Genomic DNA, 21,440 nt, shown 5'->3' with positions numbered 1-21,440 from the left:
CCCGGCCTCAGCGCCGGGCGGCCCCGCCCAGCGGCCGCCGCTGCGGGAGCAGCGGGCTGCCCTGGTCGCCCGGGGTGCGCGCGGCCCCCGCGGCCCGCGCGGTCCCGGAGGCGCGCTGGGGCCGCGGAGGCAGCGGGGCGGCCGGACCGGCCAGCAGGGGCTGGGAGTCGGACCGGCTCGGCGAGACCGCGAAGGCCAGCGAGCCGAAGAACACGTAGCAGCCCAGCCCGACCCCGAGCGGGAAGATGAACTGGAGCGCCATCACGCCGGCCTCGGTGGAGCGCGAGAAGTCCAGCTGGACGGAGAGCGCCGCCATGCCGGTGTAGTGCATCGCGCAGACCGCCACGCCCATCACCGGCGCCGCCGCCAGCACGGCGAGCGTGCCCCGGATGTTGAGCGCGGCCCAGAGCGCGGCCGTGGCCGCGACCACGGCGATGGCCACCGAGGCGGCCACGGTGGGCCGGTCGTAGCCGAGCGTGCCGGGCAGGACCATCGCGGCCATGCCCAGGTAGTGCATCGCGGCGACCCCCAGACCGGTGGTCAGCCCGCCGACCAGCAGCGCCAGGACGCGGCGCCGCCAGTACCCGACGGTGAAGAGCCCGACGCCGACCACGGCGACGGCGACCAGCAGGCTGAGCACGGTCAGGCCGGGCCGGTAGCCGATCTCGACGCCGGTCACGGAGAAGCCGAGCATCGCGATGAAGTGCATGGACCAGATCCCGGCCCCGAGCGAGGTCGAGGCGAACAGCAGCCAGACGGCCCGGGTGCGGCCCCGGGAGACGAGTGCCCAGCGGGCGCTGCGCAGGGCGACGAAGGCGCCGACGCAGGCGACGAAGTACGAGACCGCCGGTGTCACCCAGCCGTGGTCGGCATGGTGGATCTCACCCAATGGAGCTCCCTGGAGGAGGGTTGAGGGCACCGGGGCGCGGGCGGACGCGGCTGGCCGGGGAAGGCGCGCGGCGGCGGGCACCGGAGCGGGAACGTGCTCCCGCAGGGGAGGAGCCTGGCATGTGGTGCCCCTGACAATCGGGGAGAGTAACCACTGCCCGGCGGTCGCACAATGTTCGTGCTTTTCGTGAAGTCCCAGGTCAGGATGGGCCTTTACGCGGCCTGCATGATCCCGGCACCAACCCCTGACACCGCCTGCGCACCGCCTCCGGGTGACTGCGGGCCGCCGTCGGCGCTCACTCCAGGGGGGCTAGCCCGAACGGGTGGCCGGCCGGGTCGATCAGCACCCGCAGGGTGCGGCCGTGCTGGTAGGCGGGCTCGGTGGCGCCGAGCGCGAGGGCCTTCGCGGTGGCCTCGTCCAGGTCGTCGACGTAGAAGTCGAGGTGGAAGTGCTTGCTGCCGTCCGGTTCCGTCCACGGCTCCGGCCGGTAGCCGGTCACCCGGCCGAAGCCCAGCGGGCTGCCGCCCTCGGGGTTGTCCAGGATCGCGAAGCGCTCGTCCGCGTGCCTGGTCTCCCACCCCAGCAGCTCGCCGTAGAACGAGGCCAGTGCGACCGGGTCGGCGCAGTCGATGGTGACCATGGCGAGCCGGGCGAAGCCGGTGTCGCCGGGCCCGGTGCGCGCGGACCGCTCGGACGGCTGCGGCTGTTCGGACCGCTGGGACCGCTCGGACTGCTCGGTGGCGAGGTCGGACATGGCAGGTCGGCCCTTCTGGGAGAGAGCTGAGGCCCATGACCAATATGGCACCGCGGTGACCCTCCGGCACGGCGGCGGATCTCATTTTCCTTAGCGAGAGTAATGACGTAGGCTAAAGAGATGCCCGAGATGTCCGAGCAGGACCTCGCAGCGGTCAGTCAGCTGCGATCGTCCACGATGCGCCTCTCCCGACGACTCAAACACCAGCGGGTGGAGGAGTCGCTGAGTCCCACCGAGATGGGAGTGCTGGGCACCCTCGCCCGGTGCGGAAAGGCGACGCCGGGTGAGCTCGCCCGGAAGGAGCACGTGCAGCCTCCTTCGATGACCAGGATCGTCGCGATGCTGGAGGAGAAGGGGCTGGTGCGGCGCGAACCGCACCCCGAGGACCGCCGCCAGGTGGTCGTCAGCAGCACCGAGCAGGCCGAGACGATCCTCGCGGAGAGTCGTCGACGCCGGAACGTCTGGCTCGCCGAGCTCGCCCAGGGGCTCGACGAGGAGGAATGGGCCGTCCTCAGGGAGGCCGCGCCCGTGCTCTACAAGCTCGCCCACCTGTAGCCCGTACACCTGTCGCTCGTACACCTCCGAGGCACACCGACCCCGGCCGGCCGCCGGGAGAAGAAGGAGCCCGCATCACCGCAGGACCGACCACCGACACCAGGAGCGGGGCGGCCCCCCCCCAGGCCCGGGCGCCCCCCGGGGTGGACCACCGGACCCCCCCCCCCCCCCCCCCCCCCCCCCCCCCCCCCCCCCCCCCCCCCACGAGGGGAGACCAACGTGACACCGCCGGCCGCAGCCAGCGCCGCCGCCATCCGCACCGACGACCCGACCACCGACCCCGCCGCTGCCACCGCCGCGGCCGCCGACGCCCAGGCACCCGCCCCCACGGGGCTGCCCGGCAACGGCGACGACGACCCCGACGAACGCACCGCGGCGGACTCCGCCGCCCAGCGCCGCGCCCACGCGGCCTCCCACCCGTCGCCCGCCACCGCCCTTCCTGCGACGGGCTCCGCCCGGCCGCTCTCGTCGCCGACCGGCACCCGCTTCACCAGGCCCGGGGGGATGTTCTCCTCACTGCGCGTTCGCAACTACCGCTACTACTTCGCCGGCCAGGTGGTCTCCAACACCGGCACCTGGATGCAGCGCATCGCCCAGGACTGGCTGGTGCTGAGCCTCACCGGCAGCCCGCTCGCGGTCGGCATCACCACCGCCATGCAGTTCCTGCCGATGCTGCTGCTCGGCCTGTTCGGCGGCGTGCTCGCCGACCGGATGCCCAAGCGCCGGCTGCTGGTCTTCACCCAGGGCGCGATGGGCCTGCTGGCCGCCGGCCTCGCGGTGCTGACCGTCGGCGGTGTGGTGACGCCGTACTACGTGTACGCCTTCGCACTGCTGCTCGGCCTGGTCACCGTGGTGGACAACCCGACCCGGCAGGCCTTCGTCTCCGAGATGGTCGGGCCCAAGGACCTCGCCAACGCCGTCAGCCTGAACGCCGCCAACTTCCAGACCGCCCGGCTGGTCGGCCCCGCCGTCGCGGGCCTGCTGATCGCCGCGGTCGGCAGCGGCTGGGCGTTCGCCGTCAACGCGCTGTCCTTCGCCGCCGTGATCGGCGGGCTGCTCGCGATGCGGGAGAGCGAACTGCGCCCGACCGAGCCGATCGCCCGCGAGAAGGGTCAGCTGCGCGAGGGGCTGCGGTACGTCAAGGAGCGGCCCGAACTGCTCTGGCCGATGGTGCTGGCCGGGTTCATCGGCACCTTCGGCTTCAACTTCCCCACGCTGCTCTCCGGCTTCGCGTACGACACCTTCAAGGTCGGCGCCGGCCAGTACGGCCTGCTGAACACCGCGATGGCGATCGGCTCGCTGACGGGTGCGCTGCTCGCCGCCCGCCGGGGCGTGCCGCGGCTGCGCCGGCTGGTCGGCGCGGCGCTGGCCTTCGGAGCGCTGGAGGTGGTCGCCGCGTTCGCGCCCGACTACTGGACCTTCGCGCTGCTGCTGATGCTGGTCGGGGTCTTCGGGCTGAGCTTCAACACCTCGGTCAACTCCTCGCTGCAGCTGGCCACCGACCCCGCGATGCGCGGCCGGGTGATGGGCCTGCTGGTGCTGGTCTTCACCGGCGGCACGCCGATCGGCGCCCCGATCGTCGGCTGGGTGACGGCCTCGTACGGGCCCCGGCTCGGCCTGCTGGCCTGCGGACTGGTGTCCGCGGCGGCGGCCGGCACGGTCGGCCTGGTGCTGGCCCGCAGCGCGGACCTGCGGGTGCGGTTCGACCTGCACCCGGGCCGCGGCGGCCGGGTGGTGGCCTTCGTGCCGCGGACCGCGCCGGCGGCCAAGTCGGAGCTGGCCGCGGCCTGCTGACCGTCCGTCGGGCCCCCGGGGGGCGTCCCGGGGGGCCGTGGCGGTTCAGAGCCGGATGGCGAGGACCTGGCCCGGCCAGACGCCGTCCGGCCGCTCGACCTCGAAGCCCTCGGTCTCGGTGAAGCCGAGCGCCCGGTACTGGGCGACCAGCCCGCGGTCGGCGCCGGCGTAGCAGTCCACCCGGAGCAGGCCGATGCCGCGGCGGCGGGCCTCCTCCACCGCGTCGGCGATCAGCGCGGCGCCGATGCCCGAGCCCTTGCGGGTGCGGTCGGTGACCAGGTTGCGGACGAACAGCTCGCGCTCGGCCACGGCGGGGACGTACGCGCCGCGCTCCTCGGACAGCACGCAGGAGCCGACCGTACGGCCCCGGTCGTCCACCGCGAGACGGATCAGGAACGGCTCGGCGCCGTACTTCGCGATGTGCTCCACCCGGGCCGGGTCGGTGCTGAAGGGCTGGTCGCCCCACTGGCCGGTGCGGCCGCGGCCGGCCAGCCAGGCCACGGCGCCGTCGAGCAGGGCGAGGACGTCGGGGATGTCCTCGGGGCCGCCGGTGCGGATCTTCACGCCGCTGGAATCGATCATGGATCCGTTCTATCCCGAACCGGCGTGCGCGGGAAGATTGATCCATGAGGTTGTTCGTGGCGGTGCTGCCGCCCGCCGAGGCGCTGCAGGGGCTCCTCGACGCGGTCGCGCCGTTGCGGGAGCTGCCCGGGGCGGAACGGCTGCGCTGGACCGGCGTCGAGGGCTGGCACCTGACCCTGGCCTTCCTGGGCGAGGTGCCGGCCGAGCGGCTGCCGGAGCTGGCGGCGGGCCTGGCCGCCGTCGCCGAGGTCCACCCGGTGCACCGGCTGCGGATCGCGGGCGCGGGGCGGTTCGGCGACCGGGTGCTCTGGGCCGGGGTCGAGGGCCGGACCTGGGCGCTGCGCCGGCTGGCCGACGCCGTCACCGCGGCCACCGCCGAGGTCACCGGGGCGACCGACGACTACGCCTTCCACCCGCACCTCACCCTCGCCCGGGCCGGCTCCTCGCGCGGCCACCGCAGGGCCGTGCGGCGGGTCGCGGCGGCCGAGCTGGACGGCCTGGTGGCGGCGCTGGCCGACTACCGGGGGCCGGACTGGGACGCCACCGGGCTGCACCTGGTGCGCAGCGACCCGGGCGGCGGCTCCGTCCACTACGAGTCGCTGCACACCTGGCCGCTGGCGGACTGGAGCTGAGGCCCCCGGGGGCGGCTCCGGGACCGGGGTCGCGGGGCCCGGGGCCGGGGCCCGGGAGAAGTCCGGGGCGGGCCGCAGGTACGCTCGATGACCGTGGATCCCAAGACTCGTATGCGCATCGTCTCCGGCACCCTGGTGCTGATGCTGGTCGTCGTGCTGATCAGCTCGCTGGTCGGCCGCTAGGGCGGGCCCCGGCGGGAGGACCCCCGGCCCGGCCCCGGAACGGCGAGAGGGCCACCGCCCGTCGGCGGTGGCCCTCGGCCGTGTCCTCGGGGGACCGGTCAGACCTTCGCGAGCTGCTCGACCACGTGGTCGATGCAGTGGGTGAGCGCCTCGACGTCGGCCGGGTCGATCGCCGGGAACATCGCGATGCGCAGCTGGTTGCGGCCCAGCTTGCGGTACGGCTCGGTGTCCACGATGCCGTTGGCACGCAGTGCCTTGGCGACCGCGGCGGCGTCCACCGACTCGTCGAAGTCGATGGTGCCGACCACCTGGGAGCGCTCGGCCGGGTTCGCCACGAACGGGGTGGCGTAGGCGGACTTCTCGGCCCAGGAGTACAGCCGGGACGAGGAGTCCGCGGTGCGGGCGACCGCCCAGTCCAGCCCGCCGTTGCCGTTCAGCCACTCCAGCTGGTCGGCCAGCAGGAAGAGGGTGGAGAGCGACGGGGTGTTGTACGTCTGGTCCTTCGACGAGTTGTCGATGGCCGTCGGCAGCGAGAAGAACGGCGGGATGTAGCGGCCGGAGCCGGCGATCTCGGCGGCGCGCTCCAGCGCGGCCGGGGAGAAGGTCGCCAGCCACAGGCCGCCCTCGGAGGCGAAGGACTTCTGCGGGGCGAAGTAGTAGACGTCCGTCTCGGTGATGTCCACCGGCAGGCCGCCGGCGCCCGAGGTCGCGTCCACCAGGACCAGCGAGCCCTCGTCCGCGCCCACCGGACGCCCGATCGGCATCGCGACGCCGGTCGAGGTCTCGTTGTGGGTGAGCCCGTAGACGTCCACGCCGGCCTCGGCGACCGGCAGCGGGTGGGTGCCCGGGGCGGTCTTGATCACGGTCGGCTCGCCGAGCCACGGTGCCGCCTTGACCGAGGAGGCGAACTTCGAGGAGAACTCGCCGAAGTCCAGGTGCTGGGACTTCTCCCGCACCAGGCCGAAGGCGGCGATGTCCCAGAAGGCGGTGGAGCCGCCGTTGCCGAGGACGACCTCGTAGCCGTCCGGCAGCGAGAACAGGCTGCTCACGCCCTCGCGCACGCGCTTGACCAGGTCCTTGATCGGGGCCTGGCGGTGCGAGGTGCCGAGCAGGGAGGTCTGGGTCGCGGCGAGGGCACTCAGGGCCTCGGGGCGCACCTTGGACGGTCCGCAGCCGAAACGGCCGTCTGCGGGCTTGATGTCAGCGGGGATCTGGATCTGAGCCACGCGCGCAGCCTACCGGCCGGAGGGTTCGGCGGGGTACGGCCGTCCGCCCGCTGAGACCGTGATCACTGCTGCCCGGAGGCGGGCCGCAGACAGGCGGCAGCGGGCCCGGCCGGAGCCGGACCCGCTGCTCAGGGGCACTGTCCGGACGCTCGTCCGGTATCCCCGGGAGGGGATCAGTGGACGATGGCGTCCCAGCCCTCGATCTCCTCGGGGCGGCGCGGGCCGGGGCCGATGTAGCGCGCGGAGGGGCGCACGAGCCGGCCCGTGCGCTTCTGCTCCAGGATGTGCGCCGACCAGCCGGCGGTGCGCGCGCAGGTGAACATCGAGGTGAACATGTGCGCCGGGACCTCGGCGAAGTCCAGCATGATGGCGGCCCAGAACTCGACGTTGGTGGCCAGCACGCGGTCGGGGCGACGGTTGTGCAGCTCCTCCAGCGCGGCCTTCTCCAGCGCCTCGGCGACCTCGAAGCGCGGCGCGCCGAGCTCCTTGGCGGTGCGGCGCAGCACCCGGGCGCGCGGGTCCTCGGCGCGGTAGACGCGGTGGCCGAAGCCCATCAGGCGCTCGCCCTTGTCCAGGGCGTTCTTGACCCAGGCGGTCGCGTCGCCGGTGCGCTCGATCTCCTCGATCATGCCGAGCACGCGCGACGGCGCGCCGCCGTGCAGCGGGCCGGACATCGCGCCGACCGCGCCGGAGAGGGCGGCCGCGACGTCGGCGCCGGTGGAGGCGATGACCCGGGCGGTGAAGGTGGAGGCGTTCATGCCGTGCTCGGCGGCCGAGGTCCAGTAGGCGTCGACGGCCTTGACGTGCTTCGGGTCCGGCTCGCCCCGCCAGCGGATCATGAACCGCTCGACGACCGTCTCGGCCTTGTCGATCTCGCTCTGCGGGACCATCGGCAGGCCCTGGCCGCGGGCCGACTGGGCGACGTAGGACAGGGCCATCACGGCGGCCCGGGCGAGGTCGTCGCGGGCCTGCTCGGCGTCGATGTCCAGCAGCGGCTTGAGGCCCCAGACCGGGGCGAGCATGGCGAGTGCGGACTGCACGTCGACCCGGATGTCGCCGGAGTGCACGGGGATCGGGAACGGCTCGGCGGCCGGCAGGCCGGGGTTGAACTTGCCGTCCACCAGCAGGCCCCAGACGTGGCCGAAGGAGACGTTGCCCACCAGGTCGTCGATGTCGACACCGCGGTACCGCAGGGCGCCGCCCTCACGGTCGGGTTCGGCGATCTCGCTCTCGAACGCGACGACTCCCTCAAGCCCGGGTACGAAATCGGACATGCGACGGCTCCCTCAGTTCTGTGATCGGCGCTCCGCCGTGGTGGGGCGGCGCACCAGTGACCGAATGGTGTTTGGCACTCGGTGCCAGAGTGACAGGCACGGGGTGCATTGCGCCATACACCACCGTGGTGATGTTTCCCGCGGGCCCGCTCGACCTGCCCGCCGGACGGGCCGGTCGCGCCCGGGGGAGCCCCGGAACCCCTGCGATCCCGGGAACCAAACGCCCTGTTCCGGACAATTCCCCGCGGGGCGGTCGGTCAAGCGGCGGCGGGCCACCTCATCTCCCACCGGGGTTTGTCCGTAGGTAGCGGCGCCGGTTGCTTGTCGTACGGGATGATGTTGGCGTGCAGACCCCGGATCGCGCCCAGTCGACGCCCCCGAGCCCCGCCAACCGGACCCTGGCCGACGAGGCCCGCCCCGGCCCGGACCTCACCGTGATGCGCAAGCACTACAGCCACGAGGGCCTGGTCGAGGAGCGGCTCGCGCCCGAGCCGATCGGCCAGTTCACCCGCTGGTTCCACGAGGCGGACGACGCCGGGGTGGTGGAGCCCAACGCCATGGTGCTCTCCACCGCCGACGCCGGGGGGCGGCCCAGCTCGCGCACCGTCCTGCTCAAGGGCTACGACCTGCGCGGCTTCGTGTTCTTCACCAACTACGGCTCCCGCAAGGGCTCCGAGCTGGCCGCCAACCCGTACGCGGGGCTGCTCTTCCCGTGGATCGCGCTGGCCCGCCAGGTGATCGTCCAGGGCCGGGTGGAGAAGGTCGGCCGGGACGAGACCGCCGCCTACTTCCGCACCCGCCCGCACGGCTCCCAGCTGGGCGCCTGGGCCAGCGAGCAGTCCAGCCCGGTCGGCGGCCGGGAGGTCCTCGAACAGCGCTACGCCGAGCTGGAGCGGCGCTACCCGGAGGGCGAGGGCGTGCCCGTCCCGCCGTTCTGGGGCGGGTACCGGGTGGTCCCGCAGAGCGTCGAGTTCTGGCAGGGCCGGGAGAACCGGCTGCACGACCGGCTCCGCTACGTCGCCGACCCGTCCGACCCGACGGGGTGGCGGGTGGAGCGGCTCTGCCCGTGATCCCTTCGGCCCAAAGGCTCCGCGCGGCGTCCGCGCGGAGCTGATGGACCGTCATCCGTCCGGTAGGATGCCCGTCGCGGACCTGGGCCGATGCAGCTCCGGCCGGCGGCCCGCCGTGCCGACACGATCGAGTGAGGGACTGAGTGAGGGACTGATGGGCGTCACCGGTGCGGGAACCGCCGCTGGACTCGGCTCTGACCTGGTCGACGTCGCCGCCCTGCCGCTCGACGAACTCGACGCCCTGCCCGACACCGTCCTCGGTGACCTGCTGCGCCGGGTGGTCGCGGACGCCCTGACCCCCGGCGCGGAGCCGCTCGCGGCCTTCCAGTCGGCGCTCGACCGGTAGCACCGCGGGAGCCCGCGCCCCCGCGCCCGGCGCGTCGAGCCCGACGGGCGCCCGCGCCCCCACCGGTGCGCCCCCTGAGCGCCGGAGCGCCCCCGGCCGGGGAAGTGCGCCTGACCACCGGCTAAACCCACCGAGGCGGTCGAATCCGCCAACTCGCCAGCGTGGACGGTGGAGTTCGGGACATGCTGGGGTATGAAACCAGCGCCGTCGCGGACCGTTGGGCACGGGGGGAACAGGTGATGGAGCAGGAACAACACCGGCCGTACTTCTTCTTCAGCTACGCGCGTCGGGACTTCGAGGCCGAGGACGCCTTCGTCAACCAGTTCTTCAACGACCTGCGGGACGAACTCGGGCGGCTGGTCGGCACCGGCGTGCGCGGCGAGGAACTGGCCTACCGGGACACCGAGCAGCTGCGCCTGGGCGACGACTGGGCCGAGCGGCTGGCCACGATGCTCGGCCGCAGCCGGACCATGATCGCGCTCTACTCCCCGGCCTACTTCACCAGCCTCTACTGCGGCAAGGAGTGGACCGCCTTCCGCGGCCGGGTCCGGCGCCACCACGAGGAGACCGGGGAACTCATCCCGGCGCTCGTCCCGGTGCTCTGGGAACCCGTCGAGCCGGGCGACCTGGCCGACGAGGTCAACAAGATCCAGTGGGCCCAGCCGGACATGGGCGAGGCCTACGCCCGGTACGGCCTGCGGGCGCTGCTGCGCACCGCGCAGGGCGGGGCGTACGAGCAGGTCGTCCGGGTGGTCGCGGAGCGGGTCCGGGACGCGGCCGCGCGCCGGCTCGGCGAGCTGCCCGAGTTCGACCTCGGCGCCGTGCGCGGCTACTTCCCGCCCCCGGCGGCGCCGCCCGCGGCGTCCGCCCCCGGGATGGTGCGGCTGTTCATAGCGGCCGGGCGCGCCTCGGAGTCCGCCGCCGAGGGCGGCTGGTACGGCTCCAAACCGTGGCACTGGGCGCCCTACCACCCGCCCGTCCAGCCCTCCCTGGCGGCCCGCGCCCAGCAGGTGATCACCGGTGCCGGGCACACCACCACGCTGGAGGAGGTCGACACCGCCCTCGCCGACAAGCTCGACCAGGCCCGCGAGGACAGCCAGGTCAGCATCCTGCTGGTGGACCCGTGGGTGGCCGGAGCCGAGCGCTACCGCTCCGCGCTGCGCGCGTACGACGAGCAGAACCACCCCGTCACCGGCGTGATGGTGCCCACCGGCAGCGGTGACCCGGCCGACGGGCCGGGGCGCGACGCGCTCTGGGCGGGCGTGCGCGACGTGTTCCGGCGCAACTGGCTGCGCCGGAGCGACCTGGAGCACTTGTTCCGGGTCAAAGTGAGCCGGGAGAGCTTCGACAACGACCTCACCATCATGGTGACGGTCGCTCAGAACAAGCTCATGGACGACAACCTGGATTGGGGGGACGATGGCGGCGACGCCTTCGGCCTCGGCCCCGGCGGCCCGGACACCGGCCCGGCGATGCCCGGGCTGACCATCCCGGCCGGCCCGCCGGGACCCCGCCCGGGGCCCGCACGCGTCAACCGGGGCCTCCCGGGTTCCACCGACCTGCCGCACCAGAGCCGGGGCAAGGACACCGCTGTCCCGCTGAGGGGGGAGAAGAACGATGACCACTGAGCCCGGCGCGGATCCGGAGCGCGGCGGACCGGGATCGGTCGTCACGTTCTACTCCTTCAAGGGCGGCACCGGCCGCACCATGGCGCTCGCCAACGTCGGCTGGATCCTCGCCAGCCGCGGCCTGCGCGTCCTGGTCGTCGACTGGGACCTGGAGGCGCCCGGCCTCCACCGGTACTACCACCCGCTGCTGGTCGACCCGGAACTGCACTCCACCGACGGCCTGATCGACCTGCTGCGCTCCTACGTCAAGCAGGCGCTGCCCTCCGCCACCGGGCCGGTCGGGCAGTCCCCGGCCGCCTGGCTGGACGAGCCCGGGCGCCTGGACGGCTACGTCTGCGGCCTCGCCCTCGACCTGCCGCCCGGCGGCCGGCTCGACTTCCTGCCCGCCGGCCGGCAGAACGCCGCCTACGCCGCCGCCGTCACCAGCTTCAACTGGCGCAGCTTCTACCACGGCCGGGACATCCGCGGCGGCGAGTTCCTGCGCGAGCTGCGCGACCGCTGGGCCCGCGGCTACGACTACGTGCTCATCGACAGCCGCACCGGCGTCAGCGACACCTCCGGCATCTGCACCGTCCTGATGCCCGACACCGTGGTGGACTGCTTCACCTTCAGCGTCCAGAACATCCGCGGCGGCGTCGACGCGGCCCGCGACATCGCCGCGGCCGAGGAGCGGGCGATCCGGGTCCTGCCGGTGCCGATGCGGGTCGAGGACGCCGAGCAGGAGCGCCTGGAGGCCGGCCGCGACTACGCCCGCGAGGCCTTCGCCCCCTACCTCGGCCGCTGGCTGGCCGGCGACCGCCGGGCCGGCTACTGGGCCGACGTCGAGGTGCCGTACAAGCCCTTCTACGCCTACGAGGAGGTGCCCGCCACCGTCGCCGACCGGCCGCAGGAGGCCCGCAGCCTGCTCAACGCCTTCGAGCGGCTGGCCGGCTGGATCACCGACGGCCGGGTCCGCGCCCTTCGCCCGCTCACCGCCGAGACCCGCCGCCGGCTCTACGGCGCCTACCTGCGCTCCGCCCGGGCGGTTCCGCGCCAGGTGTTCGTCAGCTACGCCCCCGAGGACCGGATGTGGGCCGAGTGGGCCGCCGGGACGCTCACCCGCTTCGGCTACCAGACCTCCCTGCACAGCGCCGCCGAGCCGTACAGCGGCCCCCGGCCGCCGGAGGTCGCCGGGCCGGTCGACGGCCAGGGCCGGCTGCTCGCGCTGCTCTCGCCCGAGTACACCGCTCTGCCCCGCGCGGCCGAGGTCTGGCAGCTCCTCCAGGGGCGCGAACTCGCCTCCGGATCACCGTCGTTGGTCGCCTTCCGGCTCCAGGACTCGGACGAGCCGGTGCCCCGCCCGTTCACCGGGCCGCCGGTGCCCGACCTGGTCCGCTCCTCCGCGGTCGGCGCCGAGTCCCAGCTCTACGCCGAACTCGGCCCGCCGCCCGGCAGCAGCCGCCAATCGGACACCGACAGCGGGGAGTTCGCCGCCCCCGCGCGGTTCCCCGGCACTGCCCCGCAGGTCCAGGAGGCGCCCTCGCGCAACGCCGCCTTCATCGGCCGCGGCAAGCTGCTCGAACTGCTCCGCAACCGCTTCACCGGCGGGCCCGCCGCCGTGCTCAGCCAGGTGCTCTACGGCTTCGGCGGCGCCGGCAAGTCCCAGATCGCCGCCGAGTACGCGCACCGCTTCAAGGCCGCCTACGACGTGGTCTGGTGGGTGCCCGCCGAGGAGCCCGCCAACATCCCGCAGAAGCTCGCCGAACTCGCGCCCCGGCTCGGCGTGCCCACCAGCGACGACGTCGCGCACACCGCCGCCGCCGTGCTCGACGCGCTGCGCCGCGGCCAGCCGTACCGCCGGTGGCTGCTCGTCTTCGACAACGCCGGCACCCCCGAGGAGCTCGCCCCCTGGCAGCCGGCCGGCTCCTCCGGCGGGCACGTGCTGATCACCTCCCGCAACCAGGGCTGGGCCCGGCACGCCGGCCTGGTGGAGGTCGACGTCTTCCTCCGCGAGGAGAGCGTCCGGCTGCTGCGCCGCTTCAACGGCGGGCTCTCCTCGGAGGACGCCGACCAGGTCGCGCAGCGCCTCGGCGACCTGCCGCTCGCCGTCGGCCAGGCCGCCGTCTGGCTCCAGGAGACGTCGATGCCGATCGCCACCTACCTCGAACTGCTCGACGAAGAGCTCACCGAGATGCTGGAGCGCACCCGGCTGCGCGCCGCCGACTACCCGCACTCGGCCGCCGCGACCTGGCGCATCTCGGTCGAGGAGCTGCGCCGGATGAACGCCCCGGCCGCCCAGATCCTGGAGATCTGCGCCTTCTTCGGCCCGGACGCCATCCCGATGCGGCTGCTCTACAGCCGGGCCGTCACCCGCGCCCTGCGGCTGCCCCCGCGCGCGCCCCGCGACAAGCTCGCGATCGGCGAGTTCCTGCGCGCCATCAACCGCTTCGGGCTCGCCCGCACCGACCAGGGCAGCGAGACCATCACCGTGCACCGGCTGGTCCAGGCGGTGCTGCGGGACCAGGTCGAGGAGGAGCGGCGGGCCGAACTGCGCGGCGTCGTCCACGCCGCGCTCGCCACCGCCAACCCCGGCGACCCGGACGTGCCCGTGAACTGGGCCGAGTACGCCGAACTCCTGCCCCACCTCTGGCCGTCCGGAGCGCTCGACAGCGCCGACGAGGACGTCCGGCAGTGGATCATCGACTCGGTCCGCTACCAGTGGAAGCGCAGCCTGCACGAGTCCGGCCGGGAACTCGCCGAACGGACCCTGGAGCACTGGCGCCAGGACGGCTACGGCGGGCCCGGCTTCGACGTCGACAACGACGCCCAGACGCTCATGCTGCGCACCCAGCTGAGCAACATCCGCCGCTCCCAGGGCGCCCTCCAGGAGGCGTACGAGATGGACCGGGACATCCTGGAGCGCTTCACCGCGACCCTGGGCCCGGAGCACTCCCACACCCTCGCCGTCGCCAACAGCCTCGGCGCCGACCTGCGCTTCCTCGGCCGCTACGACGAGGCCCGGGCGCTCGACCGCCGCACCCTGGACGCCGCCCGGCGCACCCTCGGCCCGGACCACCCCCGCACCCTGATGATCACCAACAACCTCGCCGTCTCCGACTACCTGGCCGGCGACCGCCGGGCCGCCCTGGAGCGGCACCGCAGCAACTACCTCCAGCAGCGCGACGCGCTCGGCGCGCACAGCCTCTACGCGCTCTCCTCGGCCTCCAACTACGCCCGCGACCTGCGCGAGACCGGGCGGCTGCGGGAGGCCCTGGACCTGCTGGAGGAGACCGTCCGGATCTACCAGCAGACCATCGGCGACAGCCACACCGACACCCTGCGCGCCCGCAAGAACCTGGCCGTGGCGCTGCGCCGGGCCGGCCGGTACCACGAGGCCCTGGAGATCGACGAGGACATCTACCAGCGCTACCTGGACATCAACGGCCCCGAGCACCCCGACACCCTGGCCGCCGCCACCAACCTGGCCAGCGACCTCAACGCGCTCGGCGACACCGGGCGGGCGATCCCGCTGGCCGAACGGGCGCTGGCGCGGTACCGCGACTACCTGGGCGAGAACCACCCGGTGACGCTGGCCGGCGCCAACAACCTCTCGGTGTACCTGCGGCTGGCGGGGCGCGCGACGGAGGCGCGCGAGCTGTCCGGCCGTACGCTGGCGCAGTTCCGCACCGTCCTCGGCGCGCACCACCTCTACATCCCGATCGCGATGATGAACCACGCCAACGACCTGTCGCTGGCCGGGGAGCTCCAGGACGCGCTCGACCTGGAACTGGAGGCCGCGCCGCTGATGACCGAGGCCCTCGGCCAGGACCACTACGACTCCATCGGCATCAACTCCAACCTCTCGCTGTCGATGGCCGCCCTCGGGTACGCCGAGCGGGCGGCGGAGCTGCGGGCGGACTGCATCCGGCGGGCCCGGATCACCCTGGGGGAGGAGCACCCGACGACGATCGCGGTGCGGGCCGGGACGCGGCTGGACTCCGACGTGGAGCCGCCGCACGTGTGACGGACGGTCGGCCGGCGTGGCCTAGGCTCACCGGCATGGTGCCGTTCCGGCAGTTCCTGCTGAAGATCCACAGTCGGTGCAACCTGGCCTGCGACTACTGCTACGTGTACGAGGGCGCGGACCAGAGCTGGCGCGGGCGGCCGCGGCGGATGGAACTCGCGACCGTCCGCCGCACCGCCCGGCGGATCGAGGAGCACGCGGCCGAGCACGGGCTGGACGAGGTGTCCGTGGTGCTGCACGGCGGCGAGCCGCTGCTCGTCGGCGCGGCCCATCTGGACGCGCTGCTGGCCGAGTTGGCGGCCGTCCGGCCCCGGACGCGGTTCACCGTGCAGACCAACGGGCTGCGGCTGCTGGACGAACCGGCCCTGCTCGACGTGCTGCACCGCCACCGGGTCGCGGTCGGGGTCTCGCTGGACGGCACCCGGGCCGACCACGACCGGCACCGCAGACTGCCCTCCGGCGCGGGCAGTTGGGCACGCACCGCGGAGGCGGTGCGGCTGCTCGGCTCGGACCGGCACCGGGACCTCTTCGCCGGCCTGCTGTGCGTGGTCGACCTGGAGTCCGACCCGGTGGCCACCTACGAGGCGCTGCTGGAGTTCGCGCCGCCCCGGATCGACCTGCTGCTGCCGCACGCGACCTGGCGGGAGCCGCCGCCCGGCGTCCGGCCGCGGCCGGTGCCGGCCGCGCCGCCGTCGGGCGCGGAGCCGGCGCCGTACGGGCAGTGGCTGATCGCCGCCTTCGACCGCTGGTACGACGCGCCGCGCCGGGAGACCGGGGTACGGCTGTTCGAGGAACTGGCGGTGCTGCTGCTCGGCGGGCGGGCGGCCAGCGAGGCGGTCGGGCTGGCGCCCGTCGACCTGGTGGTGGTCGAGGCGGACGGGACGATCGAGCAGGCGGACAGCCTCAAGGTGGCCTACGACGGCGCCCCCGGGACCGGCCTGGACGTGTGGCGGCACGGATTCGCGCGGGCGGGCGCGCACCCGGCCTTCCGGGCCCGCCAGCGCGGCCTCGCGGGCCTCGGGCCGGTCTGCGCCGGCTGCCCGCTGGCCCGGGTCTGCGGCGGGGGGCTGTACGCGCACCGGTACGCGGGGGACGGTTTCGGGCACCCGTCGGTGTACTGCGCGGACCTGGACCGGCTGGTCCGGCACATCGCGGGGCGCCTGCGGGCGGGGGTGGCGGGGCTGGCGGGGAGCTGAGGACCGGTGCGGGGCCGGGCGGTGGGTTCCTGGTGGGCGTCGGGCGTCGGGCGTCAGGCGTCGGGCGTCAGGCGTCAGGCGTCAGGCGTCGGACGTCGGCGGGCGGCGGTTCGGCTCACCCGTCCGGGTCATGCCCGGCCGCCGTCCGGCTGATCCGCCCCGGCGCGGGGAGACTGCGGGCGGACCCGGCGGGTTGGGCGATGGGCCGGCCGACCGGGCCGGGAGCCGAACGGACGAGGAGGAGGACCGGTGGCGGGTACGGGCGAGGTGGTGGCGGCCGGGGTACCGGGCGCCCGCGGGGCGGACGGGCTGCCCCGGCACGGCGTGGACCGGGAGACGTTCCGGGCGATCGCGGGCGCGCGCGGCGGGCCGCAGGCCGTCCGGCTGCTGCGCGGCGGGCAGTTGAGCAAGCGGGCGCTGCTGCTGCTGGCGCTGCGCCGGGCGGTGCCGGAGCACGACGGCTACCGGGAGGCGTACGCCCGGGTGCGGGCGCTGCAGCGGGACGACCGGGACCAGTGGGAGGAGGTGCTGCTGCGGCCCGAGTTGGACGCCTGGGCGGCCGACTGCCTGCGCGGCGCGGCGGCGGGCGAGGACGTTCCGCTCGGCGGACTGGGCGAGTTCCTCCGCCCCGGCTCCGGCGCGCCCCTCGCGCTGGAGTGCGACGGGCTGCGCTGGGCGCCGTCGATCGACCACGCCGGTCCGCGCCGGGTGGACTACGGACGTCCGCCGGCCGGTCCGCTCGCCGACGCCGAAATCGGGCTCTGGGAGCAGCGCTTGTCCGAGGCCTGGGACATCCTGGTGCGCCGTCACCGCCGCCATGCGGCGGCCGTCGCGGCCTGCGTGACCACCGTCGTCCCGCTGCGGCCCGCCCCCGGCGGGGAGGCGGTGAGCGCCGCCGCCCGGCGGGCCTACGGCGCGGTGGCGGCCTCGCTGCCGGGCGATCCGGTGCTGCTGGCGCTGGCCCTGGTGCACGAGTTCCTCCACGTCCAACTCGGCGCCCTGCTGGACCTGGTGCCGCTGCACCGCCCCAACGGCCCGGCCGTCCACCACGCCCCCTGGCGGCCCGACCCGCGCCCGGCCGGGGCGCTGCTCCAGGGGGCGTACGCGCACCTGGGCGTGGCGGACTTCTGGCGGGCGGAGGCGGCCGCCGGGGCGGGCGACGCCGCCCGCGCGCACGGGGAGTTCGCGCGCTGGCGGACGCACACCCTGGCCGCCGGGCGGACGCTCCTGGGCTGCGGCGAACTGACGTCGAGCGGGCTGGAGTTCACCGAGGAGCTGGTGCGGACCGTCCGGGAGCTCGGCGAGCCGGGGGAATGAATCCCGGACATCGGACGCTTGGCCGGATGGCGTGCTTGCCGGAGGGCTTCCCCGGGCACTCCCGGGGTGTGTCCAGGTACTGCTTCAGGTGCTGGTCCCGGTTCCCGTCCGGGGCCTCCTCCGGGTTCTCCTCCGGATGCGGGCCCGGGTGTTCGTCCGGGCGCTCGTCCCGGCGGTGCGCTTCGGCGTGCGCCAGGGCGAAGTGCGCGACCGCTGAACGGGTGAATTCTGGGGGCTCAACGCGCTGTCGTACGACGTGGACCGCCTGGGGAGTTCAACGTGAGTCCGCAAGGTGCCGCGCGGAGTCTTCGCTGGCACTACATTGGTCGCAACCGGGTGGGCTTACCCACCCTCGGCAGGTCCTAACCGCGCCTAAGGAAACGAATATGACCCCGGTAACCAGCATCAGGCCGGCCGGCAAGCTCACTGACCCTCAGGAGACGCCGGAACGCCCCTCCCTCGCCGATCTCGCCGCGCTCGGCGCGGAAGAACTCGCCTCCCGGCTCCAGCGCGCGCTCCCCGGCGCGGAATCCGGCCTCGTGCCGGTCGCTGCCTTCAACTCCTCGATCTGACCCGACCCGGACCTCCGAGCGGAACCCAGACCGAGCAGACCGAACCGAGCCGAACAGTTCCATGACGACGTCGATTCCGCTGCCGTTGACGCAGTTCGTGGTCAAGATGCACAGCAGGTGCGATCTGGCCTGCGACCACTGTTACGTCTACGAGCACGCGGACAGCAGCTGGCGCTCCCGGCCGAAGGTCATCGCGGACGGGATCATGGCCAAGGCCGCCGAGCGCATCGGTGAGCACGCGGCCGCCCACCGGCTGCCCGCCGTCCGGGTCGTCCTGCACGGGGGAGAACCCCTGCTCGCCGGCCCGGACCGCTTGCGCCGCGCCGCCGGGACGCTCCGGGCGGCGCTCCCGCCCGGCTGCGTGCTCGACCTGCGCATCCACACCAACGGCGTGCTGTTGAGCCGGGACTTCTGCTCGCTGTTCGCGGAGCAGGACATCAAGGTCGGCATCTCGCTGGACGGCGACCGGGCCGCCAACGACCGCCACCGGCGGTTCGCCGACGGACGCAGCAGCCACCCGCAGGTGCTGCGGGCGGTCGCGCTGCTGAACGAGCCCGAGTACCGGCACCTGTTCGCCGGGCTGCTGTGCACGATGGACGTCGAGAACGACCCGGTGGCCGTGTACCGGGCGCTGGCCGAACTCCGCCCGCCCGCCGTGGACTTCCTGCTTCCGCACGCCACCTGGGACGATCCGCCCGCGCGCCCCGCCGGGCCGGCCACCACCCCGTACGCCGACTGGCTGCTGACCGTCCACGGGCTGTGGGAAGCGGACGGACGGCCGTTCGCCGTACGGACCTTCGAGTCCGTGCACCGGACCCTGCGCGGATTCTCCAGCCTCACCGAGTCGCTCGGCCTGGAGCCCTCCGACCTGGCGGTCCTGGAGACGGACGGGACCTTCGAGCAGGCCGACAGCCTGAAGACCGCGTACGACGGCGCGCCCGTCACCGGCATGAACGTTTTCGCGCACAGCCTCGACGACCTGGCCCGCCACCCCGGCATCGCCGCCCGCCAGTCCGGCCTGGCCGGACTGAGCGAGGCCTGCCGCGCCTGCTCCGTGGTCCGCTCCTGCGGTGGCGGGCTGTACGCCCACCGCTATCGGAGCGACGATGGAGGAGGCAGCTTCGACCATCCCTCCGTCTACTGCGGTGATCTCATGACGTTCATCAACGGCATTGCGGGGAACGGGAGTTCGACTGGCGTTCCGGTGCGGGCGGCCGAGGCCGCCCGGCCCGGCGCCGAGCCGCTGCCGCCCGGCGCGCTCACCCCGTCGCAACTCGACGAGCTGGCGCGCGGATACGGGGGCGCGGAGACCATCGCCGCGCTCGGCCGCTCCCAACTCGCCCTCACCCGGGCGATGCTGGCCGCCGCCTGGGACGCCTCCGGACAGGGGCGGGCCGAGGCGTGGGCCCTGCTGACGGAGCTCGACACGGCGGCCCCCGCCGCCGTGGACACCGTGCTCGCCCACCCGTACGCCCGCTCCTGGGCGGCCCGCAGACTCGCCGGGGACCTGCCGGTCGGGCTCGGCCCACTGGCCGCGCTCGCCGCGGCGGCCGCGGTGCGGGCCGGGCGGGGGGACGCGGTGGCGGTGCCCGTCCGCGGCGGGTGGCTGCACCTGCCGACGCTCGGCCGGATCGCCGTACCCGACGGCGAGGCCGTGGTCACCGGGCGGGCCGACGGCTTCGAGGTGCGGGCGTCCGACGGCTCGGTGCACACCGTGCCGGACGAACCGCTGCGGCGGGTCCGGCTGGCCGGCGGCTGGACGGTCGCCCTGGAGGACACCGACCCGCTGCGCGACAGCCACGACCACCCGGTGGCGGACCGCCTGTCCGAGGGCGAACTGCTCGACTGGACGGGCGCGTTGCGCGAGGCCTGGGAACTGCTCGGCCGGGACCTGCCCGGGTACGCGGAGGGCATCCGGGCCGGCCTGGCGACGGTCACCCCGTTGCGTCCCGGCCCGACCGGCCGGGACGTCAGCTCGGCGGCCCGACAGGCGTACGGCGCGGTCGGCATCGCCCGGCCCGCCACCGCGCCGACCCTCGCCCTGCTGCTCGCGCACGAGTTCCAGCACGTCAAGCTCGGCGCGGTGCTGGACCTGACGGACCTGTACGACCGCGCCGACACCACGCTGTACCTCGCCCCCTGGCGGCCCGACCCCCGGCCGCTCGAAGGGTTGCTCCAGGGCACGTACGCCCACCTGGCCGTCACCGAGTACTGGGGCACCCGCACCCGCGCGTACGACGGACTGCCGGGACCGGCCGCCGACCGGGCACGGGAGCAGTTCGCGCTCTGGCGGCGGTACACCGCCGAAGCCGTGGAGCGGCTGGCGTCGTCCGGGGCCCTGACCGGGACCGGCTCGCGCTTCGCCGACGGCATGCGTGCCACCGTGGCACCCTGGCTCGCCCTGCCGCTGCCCGCCGCCGCCGAGCTGGCGGCCGACCGGGTACGGCGCGAACGGGCCGGGGTCTGACCTCCCACTCCCGCCGCCCCGGGTCCTCCCTCGCCCGGGGCCATCAACCCCGGGGAAACGCCATCCTCACCGAACCCCGCGGCGGCGTCGCCGTCGCCTCCCCCGTCCATCCCCTCGTCCGCGACCTCGCCGACCTCGGGGTCCGTCCGGGCACGGTGCTGCACGTCCAGGCGTCCCTGCGCGCCCTCGGACCGGTGCCCGGAGGGGCGGCCGGTGTGGTCGAGGCCCTGCTCGAACTCCTCGGCCCCGACGGCACCCTGGTCGCCTACACCGCCACGCCCGAGAACTCCGCCACCTCCCGCGTCCACCAGCGCGCCACCGCCGGTCTCTCCCCGGCGGCGGTGGCCGACTACCAGGCCCGGATGCCCCGCTTCGATCCGGCCACCACCCCGGCCTCGCCCTCCATGGGGGCGCTGTCGGAGGCGGTCCGCACCCACCCGGGCGCACTGCGCAGCCACCACCCGCAGACCTCCTGGGCGGCCGTGGGCCGGCTCGCCCGGGAGATCACCGGGCGCCACCCGCTGACCTCCCACCTCGGCCCGGAGTCGCCGCTCGGGCGGCTCTACGAACTGGACGCCCGGGTGCTGATGCTCGGCGTGCCGATGGGCCGGTTCACCGCCTTCCACCTGGCCGACCTGCGCATGCCCGACGTCCCGGTGCGCGAGTACCGCTGCGTCGGGGCGGACGGCTGGACCACCTTCCGGGCCCCCGACCTCGACGACCTCCACTTCGACCGCCTCGGGGAGGAGGTCCTGCGCACCGCCCGCGGCATCACCACCGCCCGCATCGGCACCGCCGACTGCCGGCTCGTCCCGGTGCGGGAGGCCGTCGACCTCGCCGAGGCCGTCCTGCGCCGCGGCCGCCCCTGAAACCTGCCCCTTCTCCTCGCCCCTCAACACCTGGGTCCGCCCCTCCTCCTAGCCCCACCCGTCCCCGTCGCGCGCGGGAAGTC

Annotated in this window: 17 protein-coding genes; 12 read left to right on the top strand and 5 right to left on the bottom strand. The window is 74.6% G+C overall.

All coding sequences use genetic code 11. From position 1 onward, the window contains the following. Positions 1-7: 7 nt before the first annotated feature. Complete coding sequence (locus ACFVHV_RS05745) at positions 8-889, bottom strand: MHYT domain-containing protein (protein WP_380349023.1); 882 nt, start codon at positions 887-889, stop codon at positions 8-10. A 295-nt stretch (positions 890-1,184) separates the two neighbouring features. Further along, positions 1,185-1,643, bottom strand: coding sequence for a VOC family protein (locus tag ACFVHV_RS05740; protein WP_359905722.1), 459 nt, complete (start codon positions 1,641-1,643; stop codon positions 1,185-1,187). A gap of 120 nt (positions 1,644-1,763) precedes the next feature. Between ACFVHV_RS05740 and ACFVHV_RS05735 the strand changes: the two genes are divergently transcribed. Continuing rightward, entirely contained in the window at positions 1,764-2,198 is a 435-nt protein-coding gene (locus ACFVHV_RS05735) for a MarR family transcriptional regulator (RefSeq protein WP_359905720.1), read from the top strand. A 219-nt stretch (positions 2,199-2,417) separates the two neighbouring features. Further along, complete coding sequence (locus ACFVHV_RS05730; RefSeq protein ID WP_380349020.1) at positions 2,418-3,992, top strand: MFS transporter; 1,575 nt, start codon at positions 2,418-2,420, stop codon at positions 3,990-3,992. Positions 3,993-4,037: 45 nt separating this feature from the next. Here the strand turns inward: ACFVHV_RS05730 and ACFVHV_RS05725 are convergent, their stop codons facing one another. Further along, positions 4,038-4,574, bottom strand: coding sequence for a GNAT family N-acetyltransferase (locus ACFVHV_RS05725; RefSeq protein ID WP_359913849.1), 537 nt, complete (start codon positions 4,572-4,574; stop codon positions 4,038-4,040). Between the two features lie 44 nt (positions 4,575-4,618). On the opposite strand from ACFVHV_RS05725, the gene thpR reads away from it, so the two are divergent. Beyond that, positions 4,619-5,206, top strand: a complete 588-nt coding sequence (gene thpR, locus ACFVHV_RS05720; RefSeq protein ID WP_359913852.1) for an RNA 2',3'-cyclic phosphodiesterase — start codon at positions 4,619-4,621, stop codon at positions 5,204-5,206. A gap of 281 nt (positions 5,207-5,487) precedes the next feature. Here the strand turns inward: thpR and serC are convergent, their stop codons facing one another. Further along, a complete protein-coding gene (gene serC, locus ACFVHV_RS05715) occupies positions 5,488-6,615 on the bottom strand; it encodes a phosphoserine transaminase (protein WP_359913855.1) in 1,128 nt (375 codons plus the stop codon). A 173-nt stretch (positions 6,616-6,788) separates the two neighbouring features. Continuing rightward, positions 6,789-7,889 carry a citrate synthase 2 gene (locus tag ACFVHV_RS05710; RefSeq protein ID WP_359913858.1) on the bottom strand — a complete coding sequence of 367 codons (1,101 nt, stop codon included), beginning with the start codon at positions 7,887-7,889 and terminating at the stop codon, positions 6,789-6,791. 437 nt (positions 7,890-8,326) lie between these two features. Here ACFVHV_RS05710 and pdxH point away from each other — a divergent pair, with 437 nt between their 5' ends. The 9 genes from pdxH (at position 8,327) to ACFVHV_RS05665 (ending at position 21,357) form a co-directional block, all read left to right on the top strand. Beyond that, a complete protein-coding gene (gene pdxH / locus ACFVHV_RS05705) occupies positions 8,327-8,959 on the top strand; it encodes a pyridoxamine 5'-phosphate oxidase (protein ID WP_359913884.1) in 633 nt (210 codons plus the stop codon). Positions 8,960-9,113: 154 nt separating this feature from the next. Next, positions 9,114-9,305: an FxSxx-COOH cyclophane-containing RiPP peptide gene (gene fxsA, locus ACFVHV_RS05700; RefSeq protein ID WP_359913861.1), complete on the top strand. Its 192-nt coding sequence runs from the start codon at positions 9,114-9,116 to the stop codon at positions 9,303-9,305. Between the two features lie 239 nt (positions 9,306-9,544). Next, positions 9,545-10,933 (top strand): TIR-like protein FxsC, encoded by a 1,389-nt coding sequence (locus ACFVHV_RS05695; protein ID WP_380349017.1) that lies wholly within the window; start codon positions 9,545-9,547, stop codon positions 10,931-10,933. Further along, complete coding sequence (gene fxsT / locus ACFVHV_RS05690; protein ID WP_380349015.1) at positions 10,923-14,936, top strand: FxSxx-COOH system tetratricopeptide repeat protein; 4,014 nt, start codon at positions 10,923-10,925, stop codon at positions 14,934-14,936. Before ACFVHV_RS05695 ends, fxsT begins: the two co-directional genes overlap by 11 nt. A 35-nt stretch (positions 14,937-14,971) precedes the next feature. Next, entirely contained in the window at positions 14,972-16,132 is a 1,161-nt protein-coding gene (locus ACFVHV_RS05685) for an FxsB family cyclophane-forming radical SAM/SPASM peptide maturase (protein WP_359913868.1), read from the top strand. A 249-nt stretch (positions 16,133-16,381) separates the two neighbouring features. Further along, positions 16,382-17,449, top strand: coding sequence for an aKG-HExxH-type peptide beta-hydroxylase (locus tag ACFVHV_RS05680; RefSeq protein WP_359913870.1), 1,068 nt, complete (start codon positions 16,382-16,384; stop codon positions 17,447-17,449). Between the two features lie 386 nt (positions 17,450-17,835). Continuing rightward, positions 17,836-18,021 (top strand): hypothetical protein, encoded by a 186-nt coding sequence (locus tag ACFVHV_RS05675; protein ID WP_359913873.1) that lies wholly within the window; start codon positions 17,836-17,838, stop codon positions 18,019-18,021. A gap of 61 nt (positions 18,022-18,082) precedes the next feature. Beyond that, positions 18,083-20,488 carry an FxsB family cyclophane-forming radical SAM/SPASM peptide maturase gene (locus tag ACFVHV_RS05670; protein ID WP_380349012.1) on the top strand — a complete coding sequence of 802 codons (2,406 nt, stop codon included), beginning with the start codon at positions 18,083-18,085 and terminating at the stop codon, positions 20,486-20,488. Positions 20,489-20,643: 155 nt separating this feature from the next. After that, positions 20,644-21,357, top strand: coding sequence for an AAC(3) family N-acetyltransferase (locus tag ACFVHV_RS05665; protein ID WP_359913879.1), 714 nt, complete (start codon positions 20,644-20,646; stop codon positions 21,355-21,357). The last annotated feature ends 83 nt before the right edge of the window (positions 21,358-21,440 follow it).

This window comes from Kitasatospora sp. NPDC127116, from assembly GCF_042677365.1.
GTDB lineage: Bacteria > Actinomycetota > Actinomycetes > Streptomycetales > Streptomycetaceae > Kitasatospora > Kitasatospora lactacystinica.
The sequence above is the reverse complement of the archived record's forward strand: the minus strand, read 5'-3'. Positions and strand labels throughout refer to the sequence as shown.

Excerpts from the sequence above, each read along its gene's own strand:
- ACFVHV_RS05740 (WP_359905722.1), bottom strand. The coding sequence starts at position 1,643 with ATGTCCGACCTCGCCACCGAGCAGTCCGAGCGGTCCCAGCGGTCCGAA.
- ACFVHV_RS05735 (WP_359905720.1), top strand. The coding sequence starts at position 1,764 with ATGCCCGAGATGTCCGAGCAGGACCTCGCAGCGGTCAGTCAGCTGCGA.
- ACFVHV_RS05725 (WP_359913849.1), bottom strand. The coding sequence starts at position 4,574 with ATGATCGATTCCAGCGGCGTGAAGATCCGCACCGGCGGCCCCGAGGAC.
- thpR (WP_359913852.1), top strand. The coding sequence starts at position 4,619 with ATGAGGTTGTTCGTGGCGGTGCTGCCGCCCGCCGAGGCGCTGCAGGGG.
- ACFVHV_RS05710 (WP_359913858.1), bottom strand. The coding sequence starts at position 7,889 with ATGTCCGATTTCGTACCCGGGCTTGAGGGAGTCGTCGCGTTCGAGAGC.
- pdxH (WP_359913884.1), top strand. The coding sequence starts at position 8,327 with ATGCGCAAGCACTACAGCCACGAGGGCCTGGTCGAGGAGCGGCTCGCG.
- fxsA (WP_359913861.1), top strand. The coding sequence starts at position 9,114 with ATGGGCGTCACCGGTGCGGGAACCGCCGCTGGACTCGGCTCTGACCTG.
- ACFVHV_RS05695 (WP_380349017.1), top strand. The coding sequence starts at position 9,545 with ATGGAGCAGGAACAACACCGGCCGTACTTCTTCTTCAGCTACGCGCGT.
- fxsT (WP_380349015.1), top strand. The coding sequence starts at position 10,923 with ATGACCACTGAGCCCGGCGCGGATCCGGAGCGCGGCGGACCGGGATCG.
- ACFVHV_RS05685 (WP_359913868.1), top strand. The coding sequence starts at position 14,972 with ATGGTGCCGTTCCGGCAGTTCCTGCTGAAGATCCACAGTCGGTGCAAC.
- ACFVHV_RS05675 (WP_359913873.1), top strand. The coding sequence starts at position 17,836 with ATGACCCCGGTAACCAGCATCAGGCCGGCCGGCAAGCTCACTGACCCT.
- ACFVHV_RS05670 (WP_380349012.1), top strand. The coding sequence starts at position 18,083 with ATGACGACGTCGATTCCGCTGCCGTTGACGCAGTTCGTGGTCAAGATG.